Source organism: Streptomyces yokosukanensis, from assembly GCF_001514035.1.
Taxonomy (GTDB): Bacteria; Actinomycetota; Actinomycetes; order Streptomycetales; family Streptomycetaceae; genus Streptomyces; species Streptomyces yokosukanensis.
Genome location: NZ_KQ948214.1, coordinates 221262 through 247609, shown reverse-complemented (window position 1 = coordinate 247609; position 26348 = coordinate 221262). Strand labels below are relative to the sequence as shown.

The window sequence follows — 26348 nt, the reverse complement described above, 5'->3', positions numbered from 1 at the left end:
AAACCGTGCACGATTCTCCGGTCGCACTCATCACCGGCGGCGCCACCGGCATCGGTGCCGCCGTAGCCCGGCAGCTGCTGGCCACCGGCCACAAGGTCACCGTCACCGGCCGTACGGAGTCCCGGCTGCGGGACTTCGCCGACAGCCTGGGCAATCCCGGTGAACTGCTGACCGTCGCCGGTGATGCGGCGGCGTTCAATGACATCCAGGACGCCGTCGACCGTACGCTCAAGGCGTACGGCCGGCTGGACACGGTCGTCGCCAACGCCGGTTTCGCCACCCACGACACCGTCGCGGAAGGCGACCCGTCCGGCTGGACCGAGATGGTGCTCACCAACGTGCTCGGTCCGGCCCTGCTCGTCAGGGCTTCCGTCGAGGCGCTGAAGGAGTCCCGCGGCCGGATCGTCCTCATCGGCAGCGTCGCCGGCTTCGTGAACGCTCCGGGCAACCTCTACGGCGCCACGAAGTGGGCGGTCACCGGGCTCGCCGAGAACACCCGGCGCCAGGTCACGGAGTTCGGGATCGGTGTGACGCTGGTCGCCCCCGGCCGGGTGGAGACCCCGTTCTGGGACGGTCTCGGCAGCCTGCCGCCGGGGCTGCTGCTGACGGCCGACCAGATCGCTGACTCGGTGGTCTGGGCGATCCGGCAGCCGGCCGGGGTCGACGTCAACACCGTGGTCGTCCGCCCGCTGGGTCAGCCCAACTGACGTACGACACAGGTCAGTTGTCGGCCAGGAACTGCTTGGCCAGCTGGTCCCCGAGGGAGACGGCCGCGCTGTGGCTCTCGATGGGGGAGACCTTGGAGTTCTTGAACAGGATGTAGGTCACGCCGGAGTCGGCCCCGCCGGTCTTCGGGTCGGGGTCGATGCCGAGCGCCTTGGCGGTGGCGTACGACGCCTCGCCGATGATCTTCGTGGGGCCGGTGTCGCCGACGACGGCGTACTCCACCTTGTTGCCGTAGACGACCGCGACCACACCGCCGCCCTTGATGCCGGCGCCGGAGTAGTTCCAGATGCTGCTGGAGCTGGGCACCACGACGTACGGCAGCGACTCCGCCTTCAGCGGCTTGCCGTCGGACTGGTGGAAGGCCGTGTCGTCCTGGTACCAGGGGTCGCGGTTCTTGTTGCAGTTGGTGGTGGTCTGGCCGTCGCAGTCGATGTCCATGTCGGCCTTCCAGAACACCGCGCCGTTCTTGCCGCACACGGGGACGGTGGCCGACGTCTCGTCGTCCGTCTTGTACTTCCCGTTCGATATCTGCGAACAGGACTTCACCTTGGCGAGCAGGTCGGCCGCGCTGACCGAGCCCTCCCGGGCGGAGGCCGGGGCGGTCCCGGCCGCCGAACCGGCGGTCGCGTGCGCGGGCAGTACTCCGGCGGCGAGCAGCGCGGCACCGGAGGCCGCGGCGAGGGTCAGGTTTCGAAGGCGCACGGTGGGGGGCCCTTCTGTTAGGAAAGTTTCCTTACCAGGTGCCGTACACGGTGGACCCGTGTGCATGTCCTCGTCAAGACTCCGGTTGCGAACTCCCGAATCCTGTGCGGATTGCGGTGATTTACGACCGTGGCAAGACTGAAGGGGATGACTTTTCCGGATATGTCAGCCGCCGTGGGCCGGCCTGGCCACGGCTCCGGGAGGCGAGGCGCATGTTCGTACGCACGGTGTACGCGACCGGCGATCCGGCACAGCTGGGCGCGGCCGTCCACGCCCTGAACACCCAGGGCCACGACCTGCTGGAGGAACGGCCCGGCTATCGGGGGGCGGGCGTCTTCATCGACCGCGACCTCGGCAAACTGCTCTCGGTCAGCTGGTGGGAGTCCGTCGAGGCGCGCCACAACAGCGACGAGGTGATGCGCGCGCGTCGGCCGGAGCTGCTGCAGCCCTTCGCCGGGACCGTCGCGGTCGAGAACTACGAGGCGGCCGTCCTCCATGCCGGGCGGCGGACCCTCGCCGGCGGCGGGCTGCGGCTCACCCGGGTGGAGTTCGCACCGGCGGACGCGGATCTGGCCGCCGACACCTTCCGCACCGGTGTGCTGCCCCGGCTGGAGGACCTGCCCGGTTTCGCCGGGGCGGCCCTCTTCCTGGACCGTGCACGCGGCCGCGGCATGACCGGTGTCCTCTTCACCGATCGCGGCGCACTCGTGGCGTCCCGGACCGGTCAGGCTACGGTCCGGCGCGAGGGCGCGGCCAAGGCGCATGTCGCGGTGATCGCCCTGGAGGAGTTCGAGATCGTGCACGCGGACGTGCGGAGCGACTGAGGGCGCGGGCGTAGCGGTCCCCACGGACGGGGCACGGCCGCCCGCCCCGCGGTGCCGGCGGGGCGGACGGCCGTGGTGTGCCGCGGTGTCAGCTCATGTCGAAGGTGGCCGGGTCGGGGCCGATCCGCCGGTCCTCGTTGAGGGCGCTGATCGCCGCGAGGTCCTCGTCGTCCAGGCTGAAGTCGAAGACCTCGATGTTCTCCTTGATCCGCGAGGGCGTCACGGACTTGGGGATCACGACGTTGCCGAGCTGGATGTGCCAGCGCAGCACGATCTGGGCCGGTGTACGGCCGTGCTTCTGCGCGATGGCGACGATCGCCGGCACCTCCAGGAGGCCCTTGCCCTGGCCGAGCGGCGACCAGGCCTCGGTCGCGATGCCCTGCTCGGCGTGGAACTCGCGGGCGGCGTGCTGCTGAAGGTGCGGGTGCAGCTCGATCTGGTTGACGGCCGGGATGACGTTCGTCTCCGCGATCAGCCGGTCCAGGTGCTCGGGAAGGAAGTTCGAGACACCGATGGCCTTGGCCCGGCCGTCCGAATGGATCTTCTCGAACGCCTTGTACGTCTCCACGTACAGGTCCTTCGAGGGCAGCGGCCAGTGGATCAGGTACAGGTCCACGTAGTCCGTGCCCAGCTTGGTCAGCGAGGTGTCGAAGGCGCGCAGCGCGGCGTCGTAGCCCTGGTCCGCGTTCCAGACCTTCGTCGTGAGGAACACTTCCTCGCGCGGAACGCCGGAGGTGGCGATCGCCTTGCCGGTGCCCTTTTCGTTGCCGTAGATCGCCGCTGTGTCGATGCTGCGGTACCCGGCCTCCAGAGCCGTGACGACGGCCCGCTCGGCCTCGTCGTCCGGCACCTGCCACACGCCGTAGCCCAGCTGGGGCATCTCGACGCCGTTGTTCAGGATGATCGGGGGGACCTTGCTGCTCACGAGCCTATTGATCCTTCGGTTGTCGACGGGTCGTACTCCTATGGTCAACGATCACACGCCGCGCCGCATTCCTGACCGCGCGATCTTTCTCAACTGACCGGTCAGTCAGTGTCGTGGGTGGAGATTGGCCGGAAACGCATCCGACGTTTTCGGTCCGGACCATTGACCGGGGCGCGTCGCCCCGCGACTCTGTATCGCGCCACCGGTCGTGTCAATGAACCTGGTGCATACATGTGAACCGGCCCTGACCATGGCCGCTGCATCCCCTGTGACTCCCTTGACTCTCTTCTGAGACTCCCCACCCTCAGGAAAGCGAGTACGCACACATGAACGAGAGCCCTTCGCTGTCTGCAGTGACACCGCACTTCGACCCCCAGACATCCGATGAAAAGGTCTGGCGAAGCCCTGGCTTCCACATCGTGGAGACCGCGCTGGAGGTGACCGCGTACGCGCTCGCCGACCGTCGTCCGCCCGAGCCGCCCCCGGCCGCATGACCGCGGCGCCACCGGAACTCGACGGCCGCGCCGCCTGGCCGGCCGCCGAGTTCACCGCGCGACTGCGCGCGGTCACCGCGACGCGCTACCACGACCGCCACCCCTTCAACCAGCGGATGCACCGCGGTGAGCTGACCCCCGCCGAACTGCGCCGCTGGATCGCCGCCCGCTTCCACTACCAGCGGCACATCCCCGTGAAGGACGCGCTGATCCTCGCCGGGCTCGACCGGCCCGAGGAGCGCCGGGCCTGGCTGCGCCGCATCCACGACCAGGACGGCATCGACGCCGACCCGGCGCGGGGCGGCGGTATCGAGCGCTGGCTGCGGCTCGGCGAGGCGGCCGGCCTCGCGCGCGAGGAGCTTCTGGACGCCTCCCGGGTGCCGCCCGGGGTGCGTTTCGCGGTCGAGGCGTACGTCACCTTCTGCCGCCGGCGCCCGGTGCTGGACGCCGTGGCGGCCTCCCTGACCGAGCTGTCCGCCCCGGACCTGATGCGCACCCGCATCGCCGCCTTCGAACGCCACTACCCGTGGATCGATCCGTCGGGCCTCGCCTACTTCCGCACCCGCGTCACCCAGGGCGCCCGCGACGCCGACCAGGCCCTCGCCCTGGTGCTCGACCGCGCCCGCACCCTCGAGGAGCAGCAACGGGCCGTCGCCGCACTGGAGTTCAAGTGCGATGTGCTGTGGGCCCTGCTGGACGCGGTGGACCGGAGCGGGCCATGACCCGACCACCGGCACCACCCGTCCGCGCCCCCGCCCCGACGCCGTGGCGCCCCGTCCCGGCCCGAGGCGTGATGCTGCGCCACGACCCGGTCCGGGGCACCGACCTGTTGCTGCTGCCGGAGCGGGTGGTGGTGCTCGACGGCAGCGCCGGCGACGTGCTGCGGCTGTGCGACGGCGTCCGGGACATGGCCGCCGTCGTCGCCGAGCTGGCCGTACGCCATCCGGGCGCGCCGGTCGCCGCCGAAGTCCCCGAGTTTCTCCACCGGTTGCGGAAGGAGGGCTGGCTGAGATGACCGAACCCCCCGGCCCGCCCTGGGCCCTGCTCGCCGAACTCACCCAAGCCTGCCCGCTGCGCTGCGGCTACTGCTCCAACCCGGTCGAACTGACCCGTCGGTCAGCGGAGTTGACCACCGACCAGTGGTCGGATGTCTTCCGGCAGGCGGGTGACCTCGGTGTCGTGCACACCCATCTGTCCGGCGGCGAGCCGCTGCTGCGGCGCGATCTGCCCGAGCTGGTGGCCGCCGCGGACGGCGCCGGCCTGTACACCCAGCTCGTCACCAGCGGGCTGGGGCTCGGCGAGGGACGGCTGGCCGCGCTGACCGGGGCCGGGCTGCGCAGTGTGCAGCTCTCGGTGCAGCACGCCGATCCGAGCACGGCCGAACACGTCGCGGGGGCGCGGTCGTTCACGGCGAAGGAACGCGCCGCGCGGCTGGTCCGCGAGGCCGGACTGCCCCTCGGGCTGAACGCCGTCCTGCACCGCGCCAACCTGGACGACCTCGACGGCCTGGTCCGGCTCGCGCTCGACTGGGGCGCCGACCGGATCGAGCTGGCGAACACCCAGTACCACGGCTGGGCGGCCCGCAACCGCGCCGCCCTGCTGCCCACGCCCGCCCAGGTCGAGCGGGCCCGCACCCGGGTGGCCTTCTGGCGGGCGCGGCTCGGCGACGCCCTGGAGCTGGTGTGGGTGGCCCCCGATCTCGTGGACGCCACCGCGAAACCCTGTATGGGCGGCTGGGGTGCCGTCTCCCTGACCGTCGCCCCGGACGGCACGGTGCTGCCCTGTCCGGCCGCCGGCACGCTGCCCGACCTGGACCCACCCCGTGTGCAGGACTGTCGGCTCAGCTGGATATGGCGGGAGTCGAGCGCTTTCCGGGCCTTCCGGGGCGAGGACTGGATGCCCGAGCCGTGCCGCGGCTGCGCACTGCGCACGGTCGACCACGGCGGCTGCCGCTGCCAGGCCCACGCCCTGACCGGGGACGCCGCCCGCACCGACCCCGCCTGTCGGCACGCCCCGGAGCGCCCGCTCGTCGACGCCCTGGTGGACGGTGCCGCCCGCACCCCGCACCCACCCGCGTACGCCTACCGAGAAGGAGGACCATGAGACGCCGACGCCTGCGCGCGGCGCTGACCGCCACCGCGCTCGCCACCGCCGTCCTTGCCGCGCTGCCCGCCGCCGTACCCCCGGCGAGCGCCGCCCCCGCGACCCTCGCCCCGGCCCGCCCGGCCGCCGCCCGCGACTGGTCCAGGGCCGTCACCGACTCCACCATGGCGCGCTACACACCGGCCACCATCGGCGGCTGGTCGTACCCGGTGGGCCTGTACCTGTACGGCCAGTACCTGGTCTACCGGCGCACCCACGACCCGCGCCTGCTGTCGTACATCAAGGCCTACGTCGACCGGTTCGTGAGCGCCGACGGCGGCATCGCCCAGTCCTTCGACAGCCTCGACAGCATGCAGGCGGGCCGGCTGCTGGTGATCCTGCACCACGAGACCGGCCAGGACCGCTACCGCAAGGCGGCACAGAAGATCCGCGACCGTCTGCGGACCTATCCGCGCACCTCGGACGGCGGCTTCTGGCACGCCGACACCAGCAGCCGGGCCCACCAGCTGTGGGCGGACGGCGCCTACATGGTGAACCCGTTCCTCGTCGAGTACGGCAAGGAGTTCGCCGACAGCGCCTACACCGACGAGGAGGCCGCCCGGCAGCTCGCCGTCTACGGCGGTCATCTGCAGGTGGCGAACGGCCTGTTGCGGCACGCCTACGACGAGTCGAAGTCGGCGAGCTGGGCCGACCCGGCCACGGGGCTCGCGCCCGAGCACTGGTGCCGTGCCGTCGGCTGGTACGCCATGGCGCTCACCGACGTCCTGGACGCGATCCCCGCGGACCAGCCCCGGCGTCCCCAACTGCTGCACATCTTCGGCGCGTTGGCGTCAGCGCTGGAGAAGTACCAGGACCCGGCCTCCGGGCGCTGGTTCCAGGTCGTCGACAAGGGCGGGCGATCGGACAACTGGACGGAGACCTCCTGCTCCAGCATGTTCACCTACGCCCTCGACCGCGGCGCCCGGCAGGGCTATCTGGACCGGCACTTCGAGGCCGTCGCCCGGCGCGGCTACCAGGGGGTGCTGGCGCGGCTGTCGGTGGGCGGCGACGGGCGCACCGATCTGTCCGACATCTCCGTCGGCACCAACGTCGGCGACTACGCGTACTACGTCGGCCGCACCCGGGCCGTCAACGACTTCCACGGGCTCGGCGCCTTCCTGATCATGAACGAGCAGCTGCGAGGTGATTCTGTGTCATGAGCACGTCCAGAAGGGCTGTGCTGGGCGCCGCGCTGGGCGGTGCCGCGGCAGCCGCCAGGGTCCTGCCGGCCACCGAGTCCCCGACGCTCGGCCCCGCTCGCGCGAGCGGTGCCCCCATCGCCGCCTCCTGGCGGCTGAAGTGGTCGCCGTCGGCGCGCACCGACGGGCTCGGCGCCTTCGAGACCGTCGAGGACGACCGCGCCCACTCCCACCCGGCCGGCCATCCGCACATCTTCGCCACGGGCGACAACTGGCGCTTCGACATCCACACCGTCGACCGGGACACGTCCACCGACCGCCAGCGCCAGGAGGTCACCGGCCTGCGCACCGGCCCGAGCGGCTACCTGAAGTGGGCCGAGGGCCAGACCTGGCGGATCACCTACTCGATGTACATCCCCGGCACGCTCAAGGCCACGACCACCTTCACCCACATCATGCAGATGAAACAGCCCGGCAACGGTACCTCGCCGATCGTCGTGCAGTCGCTGCGAAGGGACGGGCGAGGGAGGCAGACCATCGAACTCCGGCTCGCCGGCGACGACATCCTCGTCGGCCGTACCGACCTCGACCCGCTGCACGACAAATGGACCGACGTCGACTTCCAGATCAAGGTCGGCAACGGCTCGGCCGGTTCCGTCCGCTGGATCCTCAAGAGCGGTTCCACGACCGTCGTCGACACGTCGAGAACCGGTGTCGACACCTTCCTCGCCGACCGGGTGCGCCCGAAGTGGGGCATCTACCGCTCCCTCGGCGACACCTCCGGGTCCCTGCAGGACACCTACCTGCTGCTGACCGATCTCCGAGGCTACCAACTCGTCTAGAGGAGCCGTCCCGTGAAACCCCACATCGCCGGCCCGAGACGGGCGGCGGCGATCGTCCTGTGCGCCCTCGCCGTCGTGCTCGGCCTCTCCCACCCCGCCGCCCTCGCGGCCCCGCGTCCCGACACGCCCCGCCCCGCCGCCGTGTACGACGTGCGCGACTACGGCGCCAAGGGCGACGGCTCCGCCAACGACACCCCCGCCATCGACAAGGCCGTCGACGCCGCGAGCGCGGCGGGTGGAGGCACCGTCCGCTTCCCGGCCGGCACCTACAAGTCAAAGAACACCATCCACATGAAGAGCCATGTGACGCTCCAGGTCGACAAGGGCGCCACGATCCAGGGCTCCTCGGCGAACACCTACGACCCGCCCGAGTCCAACCCGAACGACAAGTACCAGGACTACGGGCACAGCCACTTCCACAACGCGATGATCTACGGCGACAGGCTGACCGACATCGGCTTCACCGGTGCCGGGGTCATCGACGGTGCGGGCGACCTGATCACCGGCAACCCCAAGTCCGGCCAGGCCGACAAGATCCTGTCGCTGACCCGCTGCGACGGACTCCGCCTCGGCGACGGCCTCACCCTGCGCCGCGGCGGCCACTTCGCCGCCCTGATCAACGGCTGCACGAACGTCGTCTCCGACCGTCTGACCATCGACACCGCGAGCGACCGCGACGGCTGGAACATCATCTCCACCACGAACGTGACGATCACCGGCGCGCACATCGCCGCCAACGACGACGCCCTGGTCTTCAAGAGCGACTACGCCCTGGGCGCCAAACTCCCGAGCGGCCATGTGCGGGTGAGCGGTTCGGTGCTCTCGGCGCGCTGCTGCAACGCCCTGATGTTCGGCTCCGAGACCTGCGGCGACTTCTCGGACTACCAGTTCGAGAAGATCCGCATCGAGGGCGCCGACAAGTCCGGCCTCGGCATGGTCTCCATGGACGGCGCGAAGATCTCCGACGTCCACTACCGCGACATCACGATGACGGACGTCCACTCGCCGATCATGGAGAAGATCGGCACACGCGGACGATGCGGCGACAGCCCGGGTGTGGGGTCGATCAGCGACGTGACGTACGACAACATCACCGCCACCGGCAGCAGCCCCTCCTTCAGCCCGACCCTGTGGGGCGAGAGCGGCCACCGGATCAGCGGGATCACCTTCACGCACGTCGACATCACCGTCCCGGGCGGCAACGGCACCATGTCCACCGGGGTGCCGGGCAACGACCCGAACGACTACAACCCGAAGAGCATCGGCACCCGGCCGGCGTACGGCTGGTACCTGCACAACGCCGACGACATCCAGTTCACCGACAGCGCGGTGCGCTACGCCGCCGACGACGGCCGCCCCGCCGTCATCGCGAACGCGGCCGACGGCATCCGGCTGACCCGCTTCACGGCGCAGAAGGGGAGCAGGTCCCCCCACGACATCGGCCTGCAGAACGTCACGGGCTACTGCCTGACCGACAGCCACACCACCACCGGCGGCGCCCTGCGGGTCTCGGCGAGCGGATCCACCCGGAACTGCGGCACACCGCTGCGCCCGCGCGATGTGGAGAACCCCCGCCAGGCCTTCCTGCGCGCCTCCGTCGGCGGCCTCTTCCTGCACTGGGGCCTGCGCACCGCACCCGGCCACACCAGCTGCGGCGCCTGGGAGAAGGACGTCACCGAGGGCGGCTGGACGCCGGACTACTGGGTGAACGAAGCCAGGAAACTGCACACGCAGTACATCGTGCTGGCGACGTTCCACAGCCGGCTCGGCTACGCCCGCCCCTGGCCGTCGAAGATCCCCGGCTCCTGCTCCACCGAGCGGGACTTCCTCGGCGAACTGATCGGCGCCGCCAAGGCCAAGGGCATGAAGGTCATCCTCTACATGACCGACGACCCCCAGTGGCACGACGACGGCGGCCACGAGTGGCTCGACTCCGCCGCCTACTCCGCCTACAAGGGCAAGAACGTCGACCTGACCACCCGCGACGGCTTCGGGCAGTTCTCCTACGACAACTTCTTCGAGGTCATGGACCGCTACCCCGACCTCGGCGGCTTCTGGATCGACAACGACAACGCGTACTGGGAGAGCCACGACCTCTACGCGCAGATCTACGCCAAGCGCCCGAACTACACCCTCAGCAACAACAACGAGGACACGCCGATCATGGACATGATCAGCAATGAGCAGAAGACGGGAATGACGCCCGCCTACGACTATCCGCAGGCGATCTACACCGCCCAACCCCGGCTCACCGAGGCCGACTTCAAGCTCCCGTCGACCGGCGCGTGGTGGTACGACGGCTCCGACCCCACGGTCGACCGCAAGCTGACCATCGGCCGCCTCGTCACCAATGCAGGCTCCTCGGTGAAGGCGCTGATGGCGGAGACCGCTGAGGTCAACGGCAGGTTCCCGGCCAACCAGGCCGCCTTCAACACCTTCGCCGACAGCTACCTGAACCCCATCTGGGAGTCGCTGCACGGCACCGAGGGCGGCGGCTACATGTACGGCGGCCTCAAACCCGGTTTCTGGAACGACGGCGCCCACGGCGTCACCACCGTCGCCAAGGACGACCCGAACCGGCAGTACATCCACGTCCTGACCCCGCCGAGCACCAGCACCCTGCGCATCCGCGACAACGGCTACCGCATCGCCTCCGTCACCGACCTGCGCACCGGGGCGGCGGTCTCCTGGTCGCAGTCCGGCGGTGTGCTCACCCTCGGCGGACTGGGCAGCTGGGACCCCTACGACACCGTGTTCAAGGTGATCACCGCCGGCCGCCAGGGCATCGCGACCGGCGTCGAGGTGGCCGCCGGCGCGTCGGCCGGCGGCCACCCCGGCTCCGCCGCCGCGGACGGCGACTACCTCACCTATTGGGACAACGACAAGACCCTGCCGGTCAGCCTCACCTTCGACCTCGGGGCGCCGAAGAGGGTGCAGTACCTCGGGCTCAACCAGCGTGAGGACTCCGTCGCCTACGCCCGCTCGGCCACCGAGCAGTCCGCGCGCATCAAGGCCTACAAGGTCTACCTCAGCGCCGACGGCAAGAACTGGGGCAGCCCGGTCCGGACCGGCCAACTGCCCAGCGCCCGCGGCGTCCAGGGCATCGACCTGACCGCCGCCACCGCCCGCTATGTCCGCCTGGAGGTCGACACCACCTGGGCCGCCGCCGGCGACACCACCCACTATCGGCGGCTGCGGATCGACGAGGCCTGGATCGGCACCTCCTACGCCACCCCCGCGCCGAGGGGAGGGCGGCGATGACCAAGGCCATGACCCGGGGCAGGGCACTCACGGCGGCCGGGCTGCTCGCCGCCGCCGCGCTGCCGCTCACGGCCACCGCCCCTCCCGCGGCGGCCTCCGACAACGGCCAGTCCCTGCGGCCCGCCCTGGGCTGGAGCAGCTGGAGCTTCGTCCGCCGCGAGCCCACCGAGGCGAAGATCGAGGCACAGGCCGACGCCCTGGCGGCGAGCGGCCTGAAGGACCACGGCTTCGTCTTCGTCAACCTCGACGACTTCTGGCAGAAGTGCGATGCCGACGGGTTCGCCGTCGACTCCTACGGCCGCTGGAGCGCGGACACCGCCAAGTTCCCCGGCGGCATCAAGGCTCTCGCCGACCACATCCACGCCAAGGGGCTGAAGTTCGGCTTCTACGTCACCCCCGGCATCGCCAAGAACGCCGTCACCAGGAACACCCCGATCGAGGGTACGCCGTACCACGCCAAGGACATCGCGGACACCTCGACGACCGAGAAGAACTACAACTGCAAGAACATGTACGCCATCGACTACACCCGGCCCGGAGCGCAGGAGTTCGTCAACTCCTGGGCCAGGCAGTTCGCTTCGTGGGGCGTCGACTACCTGAAGATCGACGGCGTGGGCGCCCAGGACGTCCCCGACGTCAGAGCCTGGGACAAGGCCCTGCGCGCCACCGGCCGGCCGATCACCTTCGCCCTGTCCAACAACCTCCCGATCGACCACGCCACCACCTGGCGGGCGCTCGCCAACAGCTGGCGCACCCAGGGCGACGTCGAGTGCTACTGCGGCCCCGGCCCCCACGGCAGCGGCTACCCCCTCACCGACTGGTCCCATGTCCTTGCCCGTTTCGCCTCGGCCGCCTCCTGGCAGCCGTACGCCGGACCCGGCGGCTGGAACGACCTCGACTCCCTGGAGATCGGCAACGGCGACCGGGCGGGGCTCACCGCCGACCAGCGCCGCTCCCAGCTCACCCTGTGGTCGATGGCGGCGGCCCCCCTGCTGCTGGGCACCGACCTCACCCAACTCGACCCGGTCGACAAGCCGATGCTCACCAACGACCGGCTCGTCGCCGTCGACCAGGACGGGATCGCGGCGCGCCGGATCGTCGACAGCGGGGTCAAGCAGGTGTGGAGCAAACGCGAGAGCAGCGGCGCCTATGCGGTGGCGCTGTTCAACACCGGCACGTCCGGTACCGCCACGGTCTCCGTGAACTGGTCGCAGGTGGGCTTCACCGGCTCCGGTGACGTCACGGACCTCTGGTCCGGCTCCCACAAGGGGGCGATCGCCGACGCGTACAGCGCGACGCTGCGGCCGGGCGAGACCCGGCTGATCCGTGTGACACCCGTCAACAGCTAGCCGAGGGAACCCTCATGAAACGCGAAAGAGTACTCGTCTGCGCCGTCTCCCTGGCCCTCGCCGTGCCCTTCGTCGTACTGAGCCAGGGCACCGCGAGCGCGGCCACCGACTACCAGGCCGAGGACGCAAAGATCTCCCAGGGCACCGTCGCCACCAACCACACCGGCTACTCCGGCACCGGCTTCGTCGACTACACCAACGTCAAGGGCTCCTCCGTGGAGTTCACGGTCGCCGCGGCCGCCGCCGGACCCGCGTCGCTCACCCTGCGCTACGCCAACGGCACCGGCACCGACCGGCCGATGGACCTCTCCGTCAACGGAACCGTCGTCGCCTCCGCCGTCTCCTTCCCGGCGACGGCGGACTGGAACACCTGGGCGTCCAAGTCCGTCGGCGTCACCCTGAAGGCGGGCAGCAACACGATCCGGGCCACGGCCACCACCGCGAACGGCGGACCCAACCTGGACCGCATCAGCCTCGGCACCCCGTCCGACACCCAGGCCCCCACCCGCCCCGGCCAGCCCTCCTGCTCGGACATCGGCGAGGACGGCCTGACCCTGTCGTGGGGCGCCTCGACCGACGACGTGGGCGTGGCCGCCTACGACATCTACGAGCACGGCAACAAGATCAGTGAGGCAGCGGGCGGCGCGACCTCCAAGGCGCTGACCGGGCTCGCCCCGAACACTCCGTACAACCTCACGGTCATCGCCCGTGACGCGGCCGGCAACACCTCACCCGCCAGCCCGGTCGTCGACTGCACCACCAAACCCAGCTCCGACAGCACCCCGCCGACCGCCCCCGGCACCCTGAAGGCGGCCGGCATCACGGCGAACACCGTCGACCTCACCTGGGGCGCCGCCACCGACGACCGCGCCGTCACGGCCTACGACGTGCGCAGCGGCACCACCGTGTACAAGAGCGTCACCAGCGGCACCTCCACCACGCTCAACGGGCTCGCCTGCAACAGCCCCTACAGCCTGAACGTCGTCGCCCGCGACGCCGCCGGCAATGTCTCCCCGGCGAGCAACACGGTCTCCTTCACCACCAAGGCCTGCGCCACCGACGGCGGTGTCCCGTCCTCCGTCGCCACCCTCTCCACGGGCTGGACCATCCCCTGGGGCACCTACTGGATGCCCGACGGCAAGACCGCGCTGGTCACCGAGCGGGACGACTTCCGGGTCTGGAAGGTCACCAAGGACGGCGCGAAGACCCAGGTCGGCACCGTGCCGGGCGCCGTGACCACCAACGGCGAGGGCGGCCTGCTCGGCGTCGCCGTCGACCCCAAGTGGGAGACGAACCACTACGTCTACTTCATGCACACCGCCGCCGAGGGCAACCGGGTCGTGCGCATGACCTACGACGGCACCAAGCTCGGCGACTACAAGGTCCTGCTGCAGGGCATCAAGAAGAACCGCTACCACAACGGCGGCCGCCTCGCCTTCGGCCCCGACGGCTATCTCTACGCCTCCACCGGCGAGGCCCAGCAGCCCGACCTCGCCCAGGACAAGAACTCCCTCAACGGCAAGATCCTGCGCCTGACCACCGACGGCAAGCCCGCCCCCGGCAACCCGTTCGGCAACTACGTCTACTCCCTCGGCCACCGCAACCCGCAGGGCCTCGCCTTCGACCGCAACGGCCGGCTGTGGGAGGCGGAGTTCGGCAACAGCTCCAAGGACGAGCTCAACCTCATCAAGCCCGGCGCGAACTACGGCTGGCCCACCTGCGAGGGCAACTGCAACGTCGCCGGCATGACCAACCCCAAGGCCACCTGGAACGTGAGCGAGGCCTCGCCGAGCGGCATCGCGATCGTCCGCAACGTCGTCTACATGGCCTCCCTGCGCGGCGAACGCCTGTGGCGCATCCCCATCAACGGCGACAGCGAGAGCGTCGGCACCCCGACCGCGTACTACGTCGGCACCTACGGCCGGCTGCGCACCGTCACCAAGGTGCCGGGCGCCGACCAGCTGTGGCTGTCCACCACCAACTGCGACAACAACGGAGGCGCAGCGGACGGATCGGACAAGATCTTCCGGGTCGACATCAGCTGACCGCACGAGAATTGACGTTACGTCAGGTGTGGTAGAGGGCCTCGACCTCGTTGTCGTACGCCTTCTCGATCGCCTTGCGCTTCAGCTTCAACGACGGTGTGAGCAGGCCGTGTTCCTCGGTGAAGGGCTGCGCGAGGATACGGAAGGTACGGATCGACTCGGCCTGGGAGACGAGGGTGTTGGCGGCGACCACCGCCCGCCGCACCTCCGTCTCCAGGTCCGGGTCGCGCACCAGCTGGGCCGGGGTCAGCTTCGGCTTCCCGCGCATCTGCAGCCAGTGCTCGACGGCCTCCTGGTCGAGAGTGACCAGGGCGGCGATGTAGGGGCGGTCGTTGCCCACGACGATGCACTGGTTGATCAGCGGATGGTCGCGGACCCGCTCCTCCAGCACACCGGGGGAGACGCTCTTGCCGCCGGAGGTCACGAGGATCTCCTTCTTGCGGCCGGTGATGGTCAGATAGCCGTCCTCGTCGAGCGAGCCCAGGTCGCCGGTGGCCAGCCAGCCCTCGTGCAGGGTCTCGTCGGTGGCCTTCGGGTTGTTGAGGTAGCCCTGGAAGACATTGCCGCCGTGCAGCCAGATCTCCCCGTCGTCGGCGATGTGCACGGTCACGCCCGGCACGGGCTGCCCGACGGTGCCGTAGCGGGTGCGCTCGGGCGGGTTGGCCGTCGCGGCGGCCGTGGACTCGGTCAGCCCATAGCCCTCGTAGATCTGCACACCGGCGCCCGCGAAGAACAGCCCCAGCCTGCGGTCCATCCCCGAACCGCCGGACATCGCGTTGCGGATCCGGCCGCCCATCGCCGCGCGGACCTTGGAGTAGACGAGCTTGTCGAAGAGCTGGTGCTGCATGCGCAGCCCCGCCGACGGGCCGGGTCCGGTGCCCCACGCCTTGGCCTCCACGGCCTCCGCGTACTTCACGGCGATGTCGACCGCCTTCTCGAACGGCCCCGACCGGCCCTCCTTCTCCGCCTTCCGGCGGGCCGCGTTGAACACCTTCTCGAAGATGTACGGCACCGCGAGGATGAACGTGGGCCTGAACGCGGCCAGATCGGGCAGCAGTGCGGCGGCGTGCAGCTGCGGCTGGTGCCCGAAGCGGACCCTGCCGCGGATCGCCGCGACCTCCACCATCCGCCCGAAGACATGCGCGAGCGGCAGGAACAGCAGCGTGGACGCCTCGTCGTCCTTCTTCGTGTGGAACACCGGCTGCCACCGCTGGATCATCGTGTCCGCCTCGAACATGAAGTTGCCGTGCGAGAGGACGCAGCCCTTGGGGCGGCCGGTGGTGCCCGAGGTGTAGATGATGGTGGCGACCGACTCCGGGGTGACCGCCTGCCGGTGCCGGTGCACCAGCTCGTCGTCGAGATGCGCCCCGGCGTCGTACAGCTCCTGCACACAGCCCGCGTCCAACTGCCAGAGCTGGCGCAGCTGCGGGAGGCGGTCGATGACGGTGGCGATGGTCATCGCGTGGTCCTCGTGCTCCACGATCGCCGCGGACACCTCGGCGTCGTAGAGCATCCAGAAGCACTGCTCGGCCGAGGACGTGGGGTAGACCGGCACCACCTGGGCGCCGATGGCCCACAGCGCGAAGTCGAACAGGGTCCACTCGTACCGGGTGCGGGACATGATCGCGACGCGGTCGCCGAAGCGGATGCCGCGTGCGAGGAGGCCCTTGGCGAGCGCCAGGACCTCGTCACGGAACTCGGCGGCGGTCACATCCCGCCACTGCCCGGTGGCGTCCTTGCGGCCGAGGGCGATGTGCGTGGGGTCCGTCCCGGCATGCTCGAAGACCACGTCGGCCAGACCGCCCACCGGCGGTGCCGACGTGAGCGGTGGGTTGGTGAACTCGCGCAAACCTCGCTCCCCGATCCTCGCTGCATGGTCACGCCCGTGATGCTCGGCACAGCGCGGTGAAAGCTACCCCACGCCGTCACCGGGCGGGAGGGGGTCGGAAACCGAGCAAACCTCACGATTCCCCTGGGCGGTGACCGGAAAATGCCCGCACATGGGGAAGGGCCGGACACAATACTGACGGGTCAGTAAGTTTCGGTGCCGTAATCTCCACCGAATCTGTACGCGCCGATTACGGTGCACACCGCCCCGATCGTCGCATACGAGGCACGTCCCGGTCAGGACGGGCACACGGGCGGGGGCGGCCCCGGCCAGATGCTCCGGGACCGCCCCGCATGTGCGCCGTGGTCAGCGGTGGGCCGGCACCGCCTGCTCCCGCTGGGCGCCGGACGCCTGCGCCGCCGCGGGCCGGTCCGTCCGCACGAGCAGCAGCACCAGCGCCCCCGCGACCAGCCCCGTCAGCCCCGCCGCCAGCAGCGCGCCGTTCAGACCCGAGGCGAACGCGGTGCGCAGGGTGTGCTCCGGGAAGCCGCCGCGCAGCGCGTCGGCGCCGCCGCCCGCCAGCGCGTGCGCCGCGCCGCTCGGCAGCGCGCCGGTCATCCGGGAGGTGAGCACGGTGCCGAAGACGGCCACGCCGAGCGCGTACCCGAGCTGCCGGACCGTGTTCACCGCACCGCCCGCCATCCCGGCCCGCTCCGCCGGCACCGCGGCCAGGGCCGCCCCGCCGAAGGTGGTCGAGATCCGTGTCCACCAGCTCCTGCACCGCTTCTACGGCGGTCCGCAGGGCTGGATCCTCAAGTTCGGCGCACTCACCGACGACCAGGTCGCGGCCCTGCGCCCCGTCGGCGAACCCGTCCCCGCACCCGCTCGCCTCGAACCCGAGGACGAACCCCTGCTGGCCGTCCTGGAGCGCGACGGCCGGGCCGGCTATCCCGAGCTCCAGCGCGCCACGGGCCGCTCGGAGTCCTCGGTCAGACGCCGGCTGGCCGCGCTGCGCGCCTCCGGTGCTGTCTACACCGACGTCGAGTACCAGCCCCAGGTCCTCGGCCACACCGTCGTCGCCGCCCTGTGGATCACCGCCGCGCCCGCCGCGCTGCACTCCGTCGGCGAGGCCCTGGCCGGGCACGAGCAGACCGCCTGGGTCTCGGCGACGGCCGGGCCGTCCAACCTCGTCGTCACCGCACTGGCCCGCGACACGGCCGGTCTGTACGCCTACCTCAGCGGTCCCCTCGGCCAGTTGGAGGGAGTCCAGCACGTGGACACCGCGATCTTCCAGCGCCGGGTCAAGCAACTGACGTACCCGGTGCCCCGCTGACGGGACCCCGGCCGACCCGCCCGCGAACCTCAGCCGCCCTGGCGGCGAAGCCGCTCCCCGCCCGCCAGGATCGCCGCCGCCAGCGCGTTCGCGGCCTCCTCGGCGGCCCCCCGGCGGCGGCCGTGGACGAGCACGAAGTCGATCCTGCCCAGCTCGGGCAGTCCGGCGCGATCCGGCAGCCGGAACAGGCCGGGCGGGATCAGGCGCCGGGAGTGGGCCATCACGCCGAGCCCCGCGCGAGCCGCCGCGATCAGCCCGTTGAGGCTGCCGCTGGTGCACACGATCCGCCAGCCGCGGCCCTCCCGCTCCAGCGCCTGGAGCGCACGGGCCCGGGTGATGCCGGGCGGCGGGTACACGATCAGCGGGACGGGCCGCTCGGCGTCCAGGCGCAGCCGTTCGGCGCCGATCCACACGAGGTCGTCGCGCCAGACCAGCTCGCCGCGGGGATCCTCCGGGCGCCGCTTGGCCAGCACCAGGTCCAGCTTCCCGGCCGCCAGCTGCTCGTGCAGGGTGCCGGACAGCTCCACGGTCAGCTCCAGGTCGACCTCCGGGTGGTCGTAGCGGAAGCCCTCCAGGATCTCCGGCAGCCGGGTGAGCACGAAGTCCTCCGACGCCCCGAAGCGCAGTCGGCCGCGCACCCGGGTGCCGGTGAAGAACGCCGCCGCCTGCTCGTGTACTTGCAGGATCCGCCGGGCGAAGCCCAGCATCGCCTCGCCGTCCTCGGTCAGCTCCACCGAATGGGTGTCCCGGGTGAACAGCTGCCGCCCGGTCGCCTCCTCCAGCCGGCGCACATGCTGGCTGACCGTGGACTGGCGCAGCCCCAGCCGGCGCGCGGCCTGGGTGAAGCTGAGGGTCTGGGCCACGGCGAGGAAGGTGCGCAGCTGCGTCGGGTCGTACACGAGTGGCAGCCTACGCGGCTATCGCTCATCATGATGGCAGTCAGAGTGGTATGCGGGATTCCCGATCAGCGACGCGGGGAGGACGATGGAGGGGGGCCCTGTGGGCCCGCCGAGGTACGACATGTCAACAGACGCGTACAGACGCGCGCACAGCAATCGGAGCACTGTGAATCGCCTGCGCCGGCCGAGTTGGCTGCCGATCGACCCGTACATCGTCCTGCTGCTCGGGACCGTGGGCCTCGCCGCGCTGCTACCGGCCCGGGGCGCCGCCGCCGACGTGGCCTCGGGCGCCTCGACGGCCGCGATCGCCTTCCTCTTCTTCCTCTACGGCGCCCGCCTGTCCACCCGTGAGGCGCTGGACGGACTGCGCCACTGGCGGCTCCATGCCACCGTGCTGGTCTGCACCTTCGTCCTCTTCCCCGTGTTCGGGCTCGCGGCGCGCGCACTGGTGCCGGTGCTGCTGACCCAGCCGCTGTACCAGGGACTGCTGTTCCTGACGCTGGTGCCGTCCACGATCCAGTCGTCCATCGCCTTCACCTCGATCGCCCGCGGAAACGTCCCGGCGGCGATCTGCGCGGGCTCCTTCTCCTCCCTGATCGGCATCGTCCTCACCCCGCTGCTGGCGGCCGGACTGCTGGGCAGCAGCGGTGGCGGGTTCTCCGCCGACTCACTGTTCAAGATCGTGCTGCAGCTGCTGGTGCCGTTCCTCGCGGGGCAGCTGCTGCGCCGCTGGATCGGCGGCTTCATCGCCCGGCACAAGAAGATCCTCGGGCTGGTCGACCGCGGCTCGATCCTGCTGGTCGTCTACACCGCCTTCAGCGAGGGCATGACCCGGGGCATCTGGCACCAGGTCAGCCCCGCGCGCCTCGGCGCCCTGCTCGTCGTCGAGGCCGCCCTGCTCGCCGTGATGCTCGTGCTGACCTGGTACGGCGGCAAGGCCCTCGGCTTCGGCCGGGCGGACTGGATCGCCATTCAGTTCGCCGGGTCGAAGAAGTCGCTCGCCTCCGGGCTGCCCATGGCCAGCGTCCTGTTCGGGGCCCACGCCTCCCTCGCCGTGCTGCCGCTGATGCTCTTCCACCAGATGCAGCTGATGGTGTGCGCGGTCATCGCGAGGCGCCGGGCCCGGGACCCGCAGGAGGTCCCGGACACCGTCGCCGAGTCAGCCGCTCACATGGTCCAGGGGCAGCCACAGGACCGTGTCCTTCGGTGACCGCAGCGCCCTCGGATCCGACACCTCCTCGTCGGTGAGGGCCCGGTCCCACACATGCACCTCGTCGATCGCGCCGGTGAAGAAGGCCCTGCTGTCCATGCGCTGGCCTATGTGCACACCGAAGGGCGAGTTGCGGCTGACCGAACCGGGGACGTCGGCGACGGAGGTCTTCGCGCCGTCCACGAACAGCGACAGCTCGCCCGCACCGCGGCGCAGCACGAGATGATGCCACTCGCCGTCGTTGTAGGCCTTGTCCGTACGGACGTACGCGGTCTGCGGCGCGATCGCCCCGTCGCGTACCGTGATCAGCCCTTGGACGCGGTTGCTCGCCGGCTCCCCGCGCACCCACACCTGCGGCTGGCTGGTGCCGATCCCGCCCATCCACAGCAGCGGCTGCTCGCCGCTCGTCGCCGTGTACCGGAACCACAGGGACGCCGTGAAGTCCTTGGTGCCCAGTGGGAGGTCGCTGCGGTAGGGCAGCCGTACGGCGTCGTCGATGCCGTCGAACTCCAGCGCGCCGCCGAAGACCCCGTCCGTCCGGCTCGCGCCGCCGAGCACCGCGGCCGGGCGGGCGCGCGGGCTCCAGTCGGAGGTGACCGGGTCGGGGCCCCGGCGCGGGGCGAGCCAGTCCTCGGTGAAGCGGGCGAAGCGGATCTCGTCGCGCGCGTCCACCGCGCCGCCCTCGTAGATCAGGCCCACCGTGTCGGCGTCGGCACGCACCAGGTCGGAGTAGCCGGACCAGTCGGTGGTGACGACCGTGCCGCGGTCCACGCTGTCCCAGGTGCGGCCGCCGTCGTAGGAGGAGCGGATCATCATCGTCCGCCGCCGGTCGGGGTCGGCGGGGCAGGCGAGCAGCAGGCGGTCGCCGATCCGCAGCATCGATCCCTGCACCATCGGGGCGTACAGGTCGGGCAGGTCGTGGAAGGGGGCGGTGAAGCTGCCGCCGCCGTCGCGGCTGAGCGCCTGGGTGCGGTGGCCGAGGTCGGTGCCGTCCTGCTCCCGGCCGCTGATCAGGAGGGAGCCGTCCTGGCGCTCGGCCAGGGTCAGTTCGGACGGCTTCTGCCGGAAGGTGCCGTCGTCGGCGATGGGCCAGGTGTCGGTGGCGCCGATCCGCCAGTGGCCGCCGTGGTCGTCGCTCACGATCAGCGCCGCGTGGTTGGCGGTTATCCGGCTGCCGTCCCAGGACTCGGTGTTGACCCCGAAGACCAGCCGGCCGGCGTAGCGGCCCCGGGTGAGCTGGATGCCGTGCACCGGGCCGGTCGCGTACCAGGAGTTCCAGTCGGCGGGCAGGATCTCCGGGCTGAGGTCGCGCGGTGCGGACCAGGTGCGGCCGTCGTCGTCGCTGTACTGCAGGTGCGGGGTGCGGTCACAGGGGATCGCGCAGCTGGCGCTGTCGGTCCGGCCCGTGTTGTACGTCTCCGCGAGCCAGACCCGGCCCGTCTCGCGGTCCACGATCGGCGCCGGGTTGCCGTGGGTGTCGCCGCCGCCGTCGTTGACCACCTGCAACGGGCCCCAGCTGCGGCCGCCGTCGGTGGAGCGTTTGAGGACGATGTCTATGTCGGCGGCGTCCCCGCAGTTGAGGACGCGGCCCTCGGCGAACGCCAGGAGGGTGCCGTCGGCCGTCCGCGCGATCGCCGGGATGCGGAAGCAGGCGTAGCCGGGATCCTGCGACGCCTTGAACAGGACTTGCTGTGCGAACTCGGGTGAGTCCGCGGCGGGCTGGGCATGTGCGGGGTGGGGGGTGGCGAGAGGCAGTACGAACAGGGCCGCCACCGTGCAGACGGCGGCGAGTACGGATCTGAGACGGGCGCGGAGACCTGACGGCATGGAGCGACCTGCCCTTCGTCGGCCGGACATCTGGACATCCGGACATCCCATGTCCAACGTGCGCCCCATCGAAGGTAGTTGGGGGCAGGTCGCCTCACAAGAAGCGTGCAGCACGCGGTGCGCGCGACATCTCTACGGGCGCAGGACGACCTTGCCGCGGTTGGCTCGTGTCTCGATCACCTCGTGCGCCTTCGCGGCGTCCCCGAGGCCGAACTCGGCATGGACGGCAGGCTTCAGGGCGCCCTCGGCGAAGAGCCGCCACAGCTCCTTTCGCCACTGTTCGTACAGGTCCGGCCGTCCGCGGGCGATCAGGGCCATCTGGAAACCGATCACCGACTTGGCTCCCACCAGCAGGTCGTACGCCTCCAGGGTGCCGCCGCCCGAGCTGTAGGCGACGAGGCGGCCGTGCGGGGCGAGGGCGGCGACGGCAGGGGTGAGCAGGGCACCGCCGACGGCGTCCAGGACGCAGTCGAAGGGGTCTCCCCAACCGTCGTCGTCGTACTGCACACAGTCGTCCGCGCCGAGCGAGCGGACGAAGTCCGCCTTGCCCGGGTCGGACACGGCTCCCACCACCCGCCCCGCACCCCGCGCACGGGCCAGCTGCACGGCGAGGTGGCCGACCCCGCTGGCCGCCGCCGTGACGAGGACCGACTCGCCCGGCGCCGGACGCGCCGCCTCGAGCGCCCCGTACGCCACCAGGCCGCTGCGCACCAGCGCGATCGCGTCCACGGCGTCGGCGCCGTCGGGTACGGGCGAGGTCATGGCCTCGTGCAGCAGGGCGAAATCGGCGTACCCGTGTCCGAAGCACATCCCCGTCACCCGGTCGCCCGGCCGGAAGCGGGTCACGCCCTCGCCGGCCGCCACCACCTCGCCGGCGACCTCCCCGCCGAGCGCGATCGGCTCGGCGGCCTCGGTGACCTTGCGGACCACGGGCAGGGTGACGCCGATCGCCGCGCAGCGCACCAGCAGTTCGCCGGGGCCGGGCTCGGGGACGGGGGCTTGCTCGACGAAGAGCGGGCCGCCGGTGGATTCGTAGCGGACGCGACGCATCGCACACACCTCTCGGGCCGGGCGGGCCCGGCGCATGGATCGTTGGGGACACCCATGAAATCATTGGGGGTCCCAACGGTAGCGGAGATTCATGGGGAGGTCCAACGATTGTCGGATAGGCTGCCGGTATGGCCGAAGCACCCCTGCCCGCGATCCGCTCCCTGCCCAGCTGGCTCCTCGGCCGCGCCGCGGCCCGGGGCCGCGCCCTGGTCGCCGACGCCCTCGCGGTCGAGGGGCAGAAGATGTGGCACCACGTCGTCCTCTCCGCCGTCCGCGACCTCCAGCCCGTCGCCCAGGCCGACCTCGGCCGCGGCGTCGGCCTCGACCCCAAGGACCTGGTCGGCGTGCTCAACGACCTGCAGTCCGCCGGCCACGTCCTGCGCGCCCCCGACCCCCGGGACCGGCGCAAGAACGCCGTGACCCTCACCGACGCCGGCGCCCGCCTCCTCGCGCGCTGCGAGAAGGCGGCCCGCGAGGCCAACGAGGAACTGCTCGCGCCGCTGTCGGCCGCCGAACGCGATCAGTTCATGGGCCTGTTGATCCGGATTTCCGGCACGGACGGCTGACGGCGGCTAACGTTCCGTCATGACCGCAGCTCCCGTGCTTGATCCGCAGCGCACCGCTCTGATCCTCGTCGATCTGATGGAACGCATCGTCGCGCTGCCCCTGGAACCCCGCAAAGGCACCGAAGTGCTCTCCGCCGCCGAGGAGTTGGCGGGCGTCTTTCGCGCTGCCGGAGCGCCCGTCGTCCTCGTCCGGGTCGAACGCCCCTCGGTCGCCGAACAGCCCCCCGGCAGCGGACTCGTGCCGGGCCTCGCCGCCGCCGGCGACCTGGAGGTGGTCAAACACACCATCGGCGCCTTCCAGGGCACCGGTCTGGACGAACGACTGCGCCAACGCGGCGTCACCACCCTGGTGTTCGGCGGCATCGCCACCAACCTCGGCGTCGAGTCCACCGCCCGCGCCGCCGCCGACCTCGGCTACGACCTGGTCTTCGTCCAGGACGCCATGGCTGCCTTCACCGCCGCCGAGCACGAGGCCTCCGTCCGGCTCGACTTCCCCCGGCTCGGCACGGTCTGCGCCGCCGCCGACGTGCGCCTCACCCCCGCCTGACCGCTCAGACCAGCGTGCCGCCCCCGTCCACGACCACCGTCGAGCCTGTGCTGTAGCCCCCACGCATCAGATACAGGAACGCCTCCGCCACATCCGCCGGCTCGCCCACCCGCCCCACCGGCAGCGACTCGGCGGACGACCGGAACAGCGCCTCCCGGTCCGCCTCCGCCACCTCCCGCCACAGTTCGGTGCGCACCACCCCGGGCGAGACCACATTGACCCGCACGGGCGCCAGCTCCACCGCCAGCGCCCGGGTCAGCGACTCCATCGCCCCGCACAGCGCCGACACGGCACTCGAACCCGGCAGCGGCCGCCGCCCCGCCGTCCCCGTGGTCAGCACCACCGACCCTGCCGGGCGGATCGACCCGGCGCCGTACTTCACCGCCGTGTACGCACCCCACAACCGCGTGTCCAGAAGCCGCCGGGCCTGCTCCAGACTCGTCTCGGCGAGGCTCTTCAGCAGCAGCGAGTCACCTGCCGTGTACACCAGGTGATCGAAGGCGCCGATCCGCCCGAAGAAGCCGCGCACCGCGTCCTCGTCCGTCGCGTCCAGCGGGTACCCCTCGCTCCCCTCGGGCAGCCGCTTCAGTGCCGCGTCCACGCTCTCCTGCCGGCGCGAGGCGACCACCACCTCGGCGCCCTCCCGTGCCGCACCCTCGGCGACCGCGAGCCCGATGCCCGATGTGCCCCCGATGACGACGACGCGCTGTCCCTGCAGATCCATGGGGAGTCCCTCTCCAAGTCGGTGTTTCACCTTGTTCGGACGCTTTCCAGCCTGCGCCCCCGGTGGCGCGGCCGTCCAAGACCTCTTTCGTGTCCGGCGATACCCTGGAGGCATCGCCACGGGTACGACGAAAGGGCCGGCCATGGACCTCGACCTGCGGAAGGTCCGCTACTTCGTCGCCGTCGCCGAACTGCTGCACTTCGGTCGCGCCGCCGAGCGGCTGCACATCGCCCAGCCCGTGCTCAGCCGTCAGATCCGCGCCCTGGAGAAGGACATGGGTGCCGAGCTGTTCGTACGTGACAGCCACGGTGTGACGTTGACCGATGCCGGGCGCCAACTCCTCGACGACGCAGGGAAGTTGCTCACGCTCGCCGACGGGACTCGGCGCCGGGTGCTACGGGCCGCACGCGGTCCCCGGCGGCTCGTCGTCGGCTTCCGGGCCGGGGTCGTCGTCGCCCCCGCCCTGCGCGCCTTCGCGGCGGCGCACCCGGACGTCGAGGGCCGCGCCCGCCGGGTCATGGGGGCACCTCCCGCTCGAGCGTAGTCGAGAGTGGGGGAGGGACGACCAGGAACAGCTGATCCTCGACGGCACCGTGGACGTCGCCTACGTACGACGGCCGGTCCAGGAGGACGGCCTGGAGCTGCGGCCCCTGTACCGCGAACCCCGCGTGGCGATGCTCCCGGACGGCCACCGCCTCGCCGGGAAGCAGGAAGTGTCGCTCGCCGACCTCGACGGCGAGACCTGGCTGCACTACGCCGACCCCCGGCCGGGCGACCTGCCGATCCGCACCATCGAGGAGAAGTTCGAGTGCGTGGCCGCCGGCACCGCCATCACGCTCGTCCCGCGCTCGGTCGCGGAGCAGTACTCCCGCCCGGACATCAGCTACGTGCCGGTCACCGACGCCGAACCCGACCAGGTGCTGCTGGCCTGGGCGGCCGGCCGGCCCTCACCCCTGATCACCGCGTTCGTCGACGCCGCGCAGTCGCTCGGCTGAGGCGGGGCCCGGTGGCGCAGGGGGCGCTCCCCGCCGGTCGGGCCCCGCCGCCGTGCCGCGGGCAGGCGGCTCAGCCCTGGGCGGCCGCCTCTTTCAGGGCGATGCGGTCCTCACCCGCGTACACGTTCATCGAGCTGCCCCGCAGGAAGCCCACCAGGGTCAGACCGGTCTCCGCGGCCAGGTCCACCGCCAGCGACGAGGGCGCCGACACGGCTGCCAGCACCGGGATGCCCGCCATCACCGCCTTCTGCGCCAGCTCGAACGAGGCCCGCCCGGAGACCAGCAGGATCGTCCGCGACAGCGGCAGGTCGCCGTTCTGCAGCGCCCGCCCGACCAGTTTGTCGACCGCGTTGTGCCGGCCGACGTCCTCCCGTATGTCCAGCAGCTCCCCGTCCTCGGTGAACAGGGCCGCCGCGTGCAGGCCCCCGGTCCGGTCGAACACCCGCTGGGCCGCCCGCAGCCGGTCGGGGAGGCTCGCCAGCAGCTCGGGGGTGAGCCGGACCGGGGGAGTGTCGGCGATCGGGAACCGCGCGGTCGTCCGTACCGCGTCCAGGCTGGCCTTGCCGCACAGACCGCACGAGGAGGACGTGTAGACGTTGCGCTCCAGCGTGAAGTCCGGCAGGGCGACGTCCGGCGCGGTCTTCACGTCGACCACGTTGTAGGTGTTCGAGCCGTCCGCGGTCGCCCCCGCGCAGTAGACGATGTTCCGCAGATCGGCCGCGGCGGCCAGCACGCCCTCGCTGACCAGGAACCCCGCCGCCAGCGCGAAGTCGTCGCCGGGGGTGCGCATGGTGATCGCGAGCGGCTTGCCGTTCAGCCGGATCTCCAGGGGTTCCTCGGCGACGAGTGTGTCCGGCCGGGTGGAGAGCGCCCCGTCCCGGATGCGCAGGACCTTGCGTCGTTCCGTGACTCGTCCCATG

The 26348-nt window shown here is 71.2% G+C and carries 24 protein-coding genes and 2 pseudogenes; 17 read left to right on the top strand and 9 right to left on the bottom strand.

The features are described 5' to 3' along the window. Nucleotides 1-5: 5 nt before the first annotated feature. Nucleotides 6-707 (top strand): SDR family oxidoreductase, encoded by a 702-nt coding sequence (locus AQI95_RS23290; protein ID WP_067127513.1) that lies wholly within the window; start codon nt 6-8, stop codon nt 705-707. A 13-nt stretch (nt 708-720) separates the two neighbouring features. On the opposite strand, the gene AQI95_RS23285 is transcribed toward AQI95_RS23290, so the two are convergent. Next, a complete protein-coding gene (locus AQI95_RS23285; RefSeq protein WP_067126918.1) occupies nt 721-1428 on the bottom strand; it encodes a glycoside hydrolase family 75 protein in 708 nt (235 codons plus the stop codon). A 212-nt stretch (nt 1429-1640) separates the two neighbouring features. Here AQI95_RS23285 and AQI95_RS23280 point away from each other — a divergent pair, with 212 nt between their 5' ends. Beyond that, nucleotides 1641-2252: a hypothetical protein gene (locus AQI95_RS23280; protein ID WP_067126915.1), complete on the top strand. Its 612-nt coding sequence runs from the start codon at nt 1641-1643 to the stop codon at nt 2250-2252. Nucleotides 2253-2340: 88 nt separating this feature from the next. Here the strand turns inward: AQI95_RS23280 and AQI95_RS23275 are convergent, their stop codons facing one another. Then, the gene (locus AQI95_RS23275) at nt 2341-3177 is read right to left on the bottom strand and encodes an aldo/keto reductase (protein WP_067126912.1); all 837 of its coding nucleotides are present in this window, start codon (nt 3175-3177) and stop codon (nt 2341-2343) included. A gap of 326 nt (nt 3178-3503) precedes the next feature. Here AQI95_RS23275 and pqqA point away from each other — a divergent pair, with 326 nt between their 5' ends. The 9 genes from pqqA to AQI95_RS23235 are packed head-to-tail and all read left to right on the top strand — an operon-like array spanning nt 3504 to nt 14449. Then, the gene (gene pqqA / locus AQI95_RS46565; RefSeq protein ID WP_107121713.1) at nt 3504-3671 is read left to right on the top strand and encodes a pyrroloquinoline quinone precursor peptide PqqA; all 168 of its coding nucleotides are present in this window, start codon (nt 3504-3506) and stop codon (nt 3669-3671) included. Next, nucleotides 3668-4393, top strand: coding sequence for a pyrroloquinoline-quinone synthase PqqC (pqqC, locus tag AQI95_RS23270; RefSeq protein WP_067126909.1), 726 nt, complete (start codon nt 3668-3670; stop codon nt 4391-4393). Before pqqA ends, pqqC begins: the two co-directional genes overlap by 4 nt. Then, nucleotides 4390-4686: a pyrroloquinoline quinone biosynthesis peptide chaperone PqqD gene (pqqD, locus tag AQI95_RS23265; protein ID WP_067126907.1), complete on the top strand. Its 297-nt coding sequence runs from the start codon at nt 4390-4392 to the stop codon at nt 4684-4686. Before pqqC ends, pqqD begins: the two co-directional genes overlap by 4 nt. Continuing rightward, nucleotides 4683-5774, top strand: coding sequence for a pyrroloquinoline quinone biosynthesis protein PqqE (gene pqqE / locus AQI95_RS23260; protein ID WP_067126903.1), 1092 nt, complete (start codon nt 4683-4685; stop codon nt 5772-5774). The genes pqqD and pqqE overlap by 4 nt, the downstream gene beginning before the upstream one ends. Continuing rightward, nucleotides 5771-6973 (top strand): glycoside hydrolase family 88/105 protein, encoded by a 1203-nt coding sequence (locus tag AQI95_RS23255; protein WP_067126900.1) that lies wholly within the window; start codon nt 5771-5773, stop codon nt 6971-6973. The genes pqqE and AQI95_RS23255 overlap by 4 nt, the downstream gene beginning before the upstream one ends. Then, nucleotides 6970-7794 (top strand): heparin lyase I family protein, encoded by an 825-nt coding sequence (locus tag AQI95_RS23250; protein WP_067126897.1) that lies wholly within the window; start codon nt 6970-6972, stop codon nt 7792-7794. Before AQI95_RS23255 ends, AQI95_RS23250 begins: the two co-directional genes overlap by 4 nt. A 12-nt stretch (nt 7795-7806) precedes the next feature. After that, a complete protein-coding gene (locus AQI95_RS45075) occupies nt 7807-11055 on the top strand; it encodes a glycosyl hydrolase family 28 protein (protein ID WP_244188820.1) in 3249 nt (1082 codons plus the stop codon). Further along, nucleotides 11052-12404 carry a glycoside hydrolase family 27 protein gene (locus AQI95_RS23240; RefSeq protein WP_079071414.1) on the top strand — a complete coding sequence of 451 codons (1353 nt, stop codon included), beginning with the start codon at nt 11052-11054 and terminating at the stop codon, nt 12402-12404. Before AQI95_RS45075 ends, AQI95_RS23240 begins: the two co-directional genes overlap by 4 nt. A 14-nt stretch (nt 12405-12418) precedes the next feature. After that, the gene (locus AQI95_RS23235) at nt 12419-14449 is read left to right on the top strand and encodes a PQQ-dependent sugar dehydrogenase (protein WP_067126894.1); all 2031 of its coding nucleotides are present in this window, start codon (nt 12419-12421) and stop codon (nt 14447-14449) included. Nucleotides 14450-14471: 22 nt separating this feature from the next. On the opposite strand, the gene AQI95_RS23230 is transcribed toward AQI95_RS23235, so the two are convergent. Further along, on the bottom strand, nt 14472-16298 hold the full coding sequence (locus AQI95_RS23230) for an AMP-dependent synthetase/ligase (protein ID WP_067126891.1): 1827 nt from the start codon (nt 16296-16298) through the stop codon (nt 14472-14474). A gap of 345 nt (nt 16299-16643) precedes the next feature. Next, a pseudogene (locus tag AQI95_RS49105) lies at nt 16644-17036 on the bottom strand (MFS transporter); the annotation flags it as partial. Here AQI95_RS49105 and AQI95_RS49100 point away from each other — a divergent pair. Then, nucleotides 17020-17610, top strand: a pseudogene (locus AQI95_RS49100) (Lrp/AsnC family transcriptional regulator); the annotation flags it as partial. The pseudogenes AQI95_RS49105 and AQI95_RS49100 overlap by 17 nt on opposite strands. Before the next feature lie 29 nt (nt 17611-17639). On the opposite strand, the gene AQI95_RS23215 reads toward AQI95_RS49100, so the two are convergent. Further along, entirely contained in the window at nt 17640-18509 is an 870-nt protein-coding gene (locus tag AQI95_RS23215; RefSeq protein WP_067126885.1) for a LysR substrate-binding domain-containing protein, read from the bottom strand. Between the two features lie 166 nt (nt 18510-18675). On the opposite strand from AQI95_RS23215, the gene AQI95_RS23210 reads away from it, so the two are divergent. Continuing rightward, the gene (locus AQI95_RS23210; protein WP_067126882.1) at nt 18676-19719 is read left to right on the top strand and encodes a bile acid:sodium symporter family protein; all 1044 of its coding nucleotides are present in this window, start codon (nt 18676-18678) and stop codon (nt 19717-19719) included. Here the strand turns inward: AQI95_RS23210 and AQI95_RS23205 are convergent. Together AQI95_RS23205 and AQI95_RS23200 are read right to left on the bottom strand one after the other, a co-directional pair. Then, entirely contained in the window at nt 19669-21546 is a 1878-nt protein-coding gene (locus AQI95_RS23205) for a sialidase family protein (protein WP_067126879.1), read from the bottom strand. The two genes, AQI95_RS23210 and AQI95_RS23205, sit on opposite strands and share 51 nt — an antisense overlap. Before the next feature lie 132 nt (nt 21547-21678). Continuing rightward, nucleotides 21679-22596: a quinone oxidoreductase family protein gene (locus AQI95_RS23200; protein ID WP_067126876.1), complete on the bottom strand. Its 918-nt coding sequence runs from the start codon at nt 22594-22596 to the stop codon at nt 21679-21681. A 128-nt stretch (nt 22597-22724) separates the two neighbouring features. Between AQI95_RS23200 and AQI95_RS23195 the strand changes: the two genes are divergently transcribed. Next, complete coding sequence (locus tag AQI95_RS23195; RefSeq protein WP_067126873.1) at nt 22725-23162, top strand: MarR family winged helix-turn-helix transcriptional regulator; 438 nt, start codon at nt 22725-22727, stop codon at nt 23160-23162. Nucleotides 23163-23181: 19 nt separating this feature from the next. Further along, nucleotides 23182-23709, top strand: coding sequence for an isochorismatase family protein (locus AQI95_RS23190; RefSeq protein ID WP_208614242.1), 528 nt, complete (start codon nt 23182-23184; stop codon nt 23707-23709). 4 nt (nt 23710-23713) lie between these two features. Here AQI95_RS23190 and AQI95_RS23185 read toward each other — a convergent pair whose 3' ends face one another. Continuing rightward, nucleotides 23714-24433: an SDR family oxidoreductase gene (locus tag AQI95_RS23185; protein ID WP_067126867.1), complete on the bottom strand. Its 720-nt coding sequence runs from the start codon at nt 24431-24433 to the stop codon at nt 23714-23716. 142 nt (nt 24434-24575) lie between these two features. Here AQI95_RS23185 and AQI95_RS50160 point away from each other — a divergent pair, with 142 nt between their 5' ends. Next, the gene (locus AQI95_RS50160) at nt 24576-24977 is read left to right on the top strand and encodes a LysR family transcriptional regulator (RefSeq protein WP_341849475.1); all 402 of its coding nucleotides are present in this window, start codon (nt 24576-24578) and stop codon (nt 24975-24977) included. Between the two features lie 49 nt (nt 24978-25026). Next, nucleotides 25027-25428 carry a LysR family substrate-binding domain-containing protein gene (locus tag AQI95_RS50155; protein WP_341849474.1) on the top strand — a complete coding sequence of 134 codons (402 nt, stop codon included), beginning with the start codon at nt 25027-25029 and terminating at the stop codon, nt 25426-25428. A 70-nt stretch (nt 25429-25498) separates the two neighbouring features. Here AQI95_RS50155 and fdhD read toward each other — a convergent pair whose 3' ends face one another. Further along, entirely contained in the window at nt 25499-26347 is an 849-nt protein-coding gene (gene fdhD, locus AQI95_RS23175; protein ID WP_067126865.1) for a formate dehydrogenase accessory sulfurtransferase FdhD, read from the bottom strand. Nucleotide 26348 lies beyond the last annotated feature (1 nt).

Bases quoted from the DNA above. Each gene is read 5' to 3' on its own strand.
- AQI95_RS23195 (WP_067126873.1), top strand. From the start codon at position 22,725: ATGGCCGAAGCACCCCTGCCCGCGATCCGCTCCCTGCCCAGCTGGCTC.
- AQI95_RS23235 (WP_067126894.1), top strand. From the start codon at position 12,419: ATGAAACGCGAAAGAGTACTCGTCTGCGCCGTCTCCCTGGCCCTCGCC.
- AQI95_RS23190 (WP_208614242.1), top strand. From the start codon at position 23,182: ATGACCGCAGCTCCCGTGCTTGATCCGCAGCGCACCGCTCTGATCCTC.
- AQI95_RS23205 (WP_067126879.1), bottom strand. From the start codon at position 21,546: ATGCCGTCAGGTCTCCGCGCCCGTCTCAGATCCGTACTCGCCGCCGTC.
- pqqD (WP_067126907.1), top strand. From the start codon at position 4,390: ATGACCCGACCACCGGCACCACCCGTCCGCGCCCCCGCCCCGACGCCG.
- AQI95_RS23250 (WP_067126897.1), top strand. From the start codon at position 6,970: ATGAGCACGTCCAGAAGGGCTGTGCTGGGCGCCGCGCTGGGCGGTGCC.
- AQI95_RS50160 (WP_341849475.1), top strand. From the start codon at position 24,576: ATGGACCTCGACCTGCGGAAGGTCCGCTACTTCGTCGCCGTCGCCGAA.
- pqqC (WP_067126909.1), top strand. From the start codon at position 3,668: ATGACCGCGGCGCCACCGGAACTCGACGGCCGCGCCGCCTGGCCGGCC.
- pqqA (WP_107121713.1), top strand. From the start codon at position 3,504: ATGAACGAGAGCCCTTCGCTGTCTGCAGTGACACCGCACTTCGACCCC.
- AQI95_RS23200 (WP_067126876.1), bottom strand. From the start codon at position 22,596: ATGCGTCGCGTCCGCTACGAATCCACCGGCGGCCCGCTCTTCGTCGAG.
- AQI95_RS23185 (WP_067126867.1), bottom strand. From the start codon at position 24,433: ATGGATCTGCAGGGACAGCGCGTCGTCGTCATCGGGGGCACATCGGGC.
- AQI95_RS23240 (WP_079071414.1), top strand. From the start codon at position 11,052: ATGACCAAGGCCATGACCCGGGGCAGGGCACTCACGGCGGCCGGGCTG.
- pqqE (WP_067126903.1), top strand. From the start codon at position 4,683: ATGACCGAACCCCCCGGCCCGCCCTGGGCCCTGCTCGCCGAACTCACC.
- AQI95_RS23280 (WP_067126915.1), top strand. From the start codon at position 1,641: ATGTTCGTACGCACGGTGTACGCGACCGGCGATCCGGCACAGCTGGGC.
- AQI95_RS23255 (WP_067126900.1), top strand. From the start codon at position 5,771: ATGAGACGCCGACGCCTGCGCGCGGCGCTGACCGCCACCGCGCTCGCC.
- fdhD (WP_067126865.1), bottom strand. From the start codon at position 26,347: ATGGGACGAGTCACGGAACGACGCAAGGTCCTGCGCATCCGGGACGGG.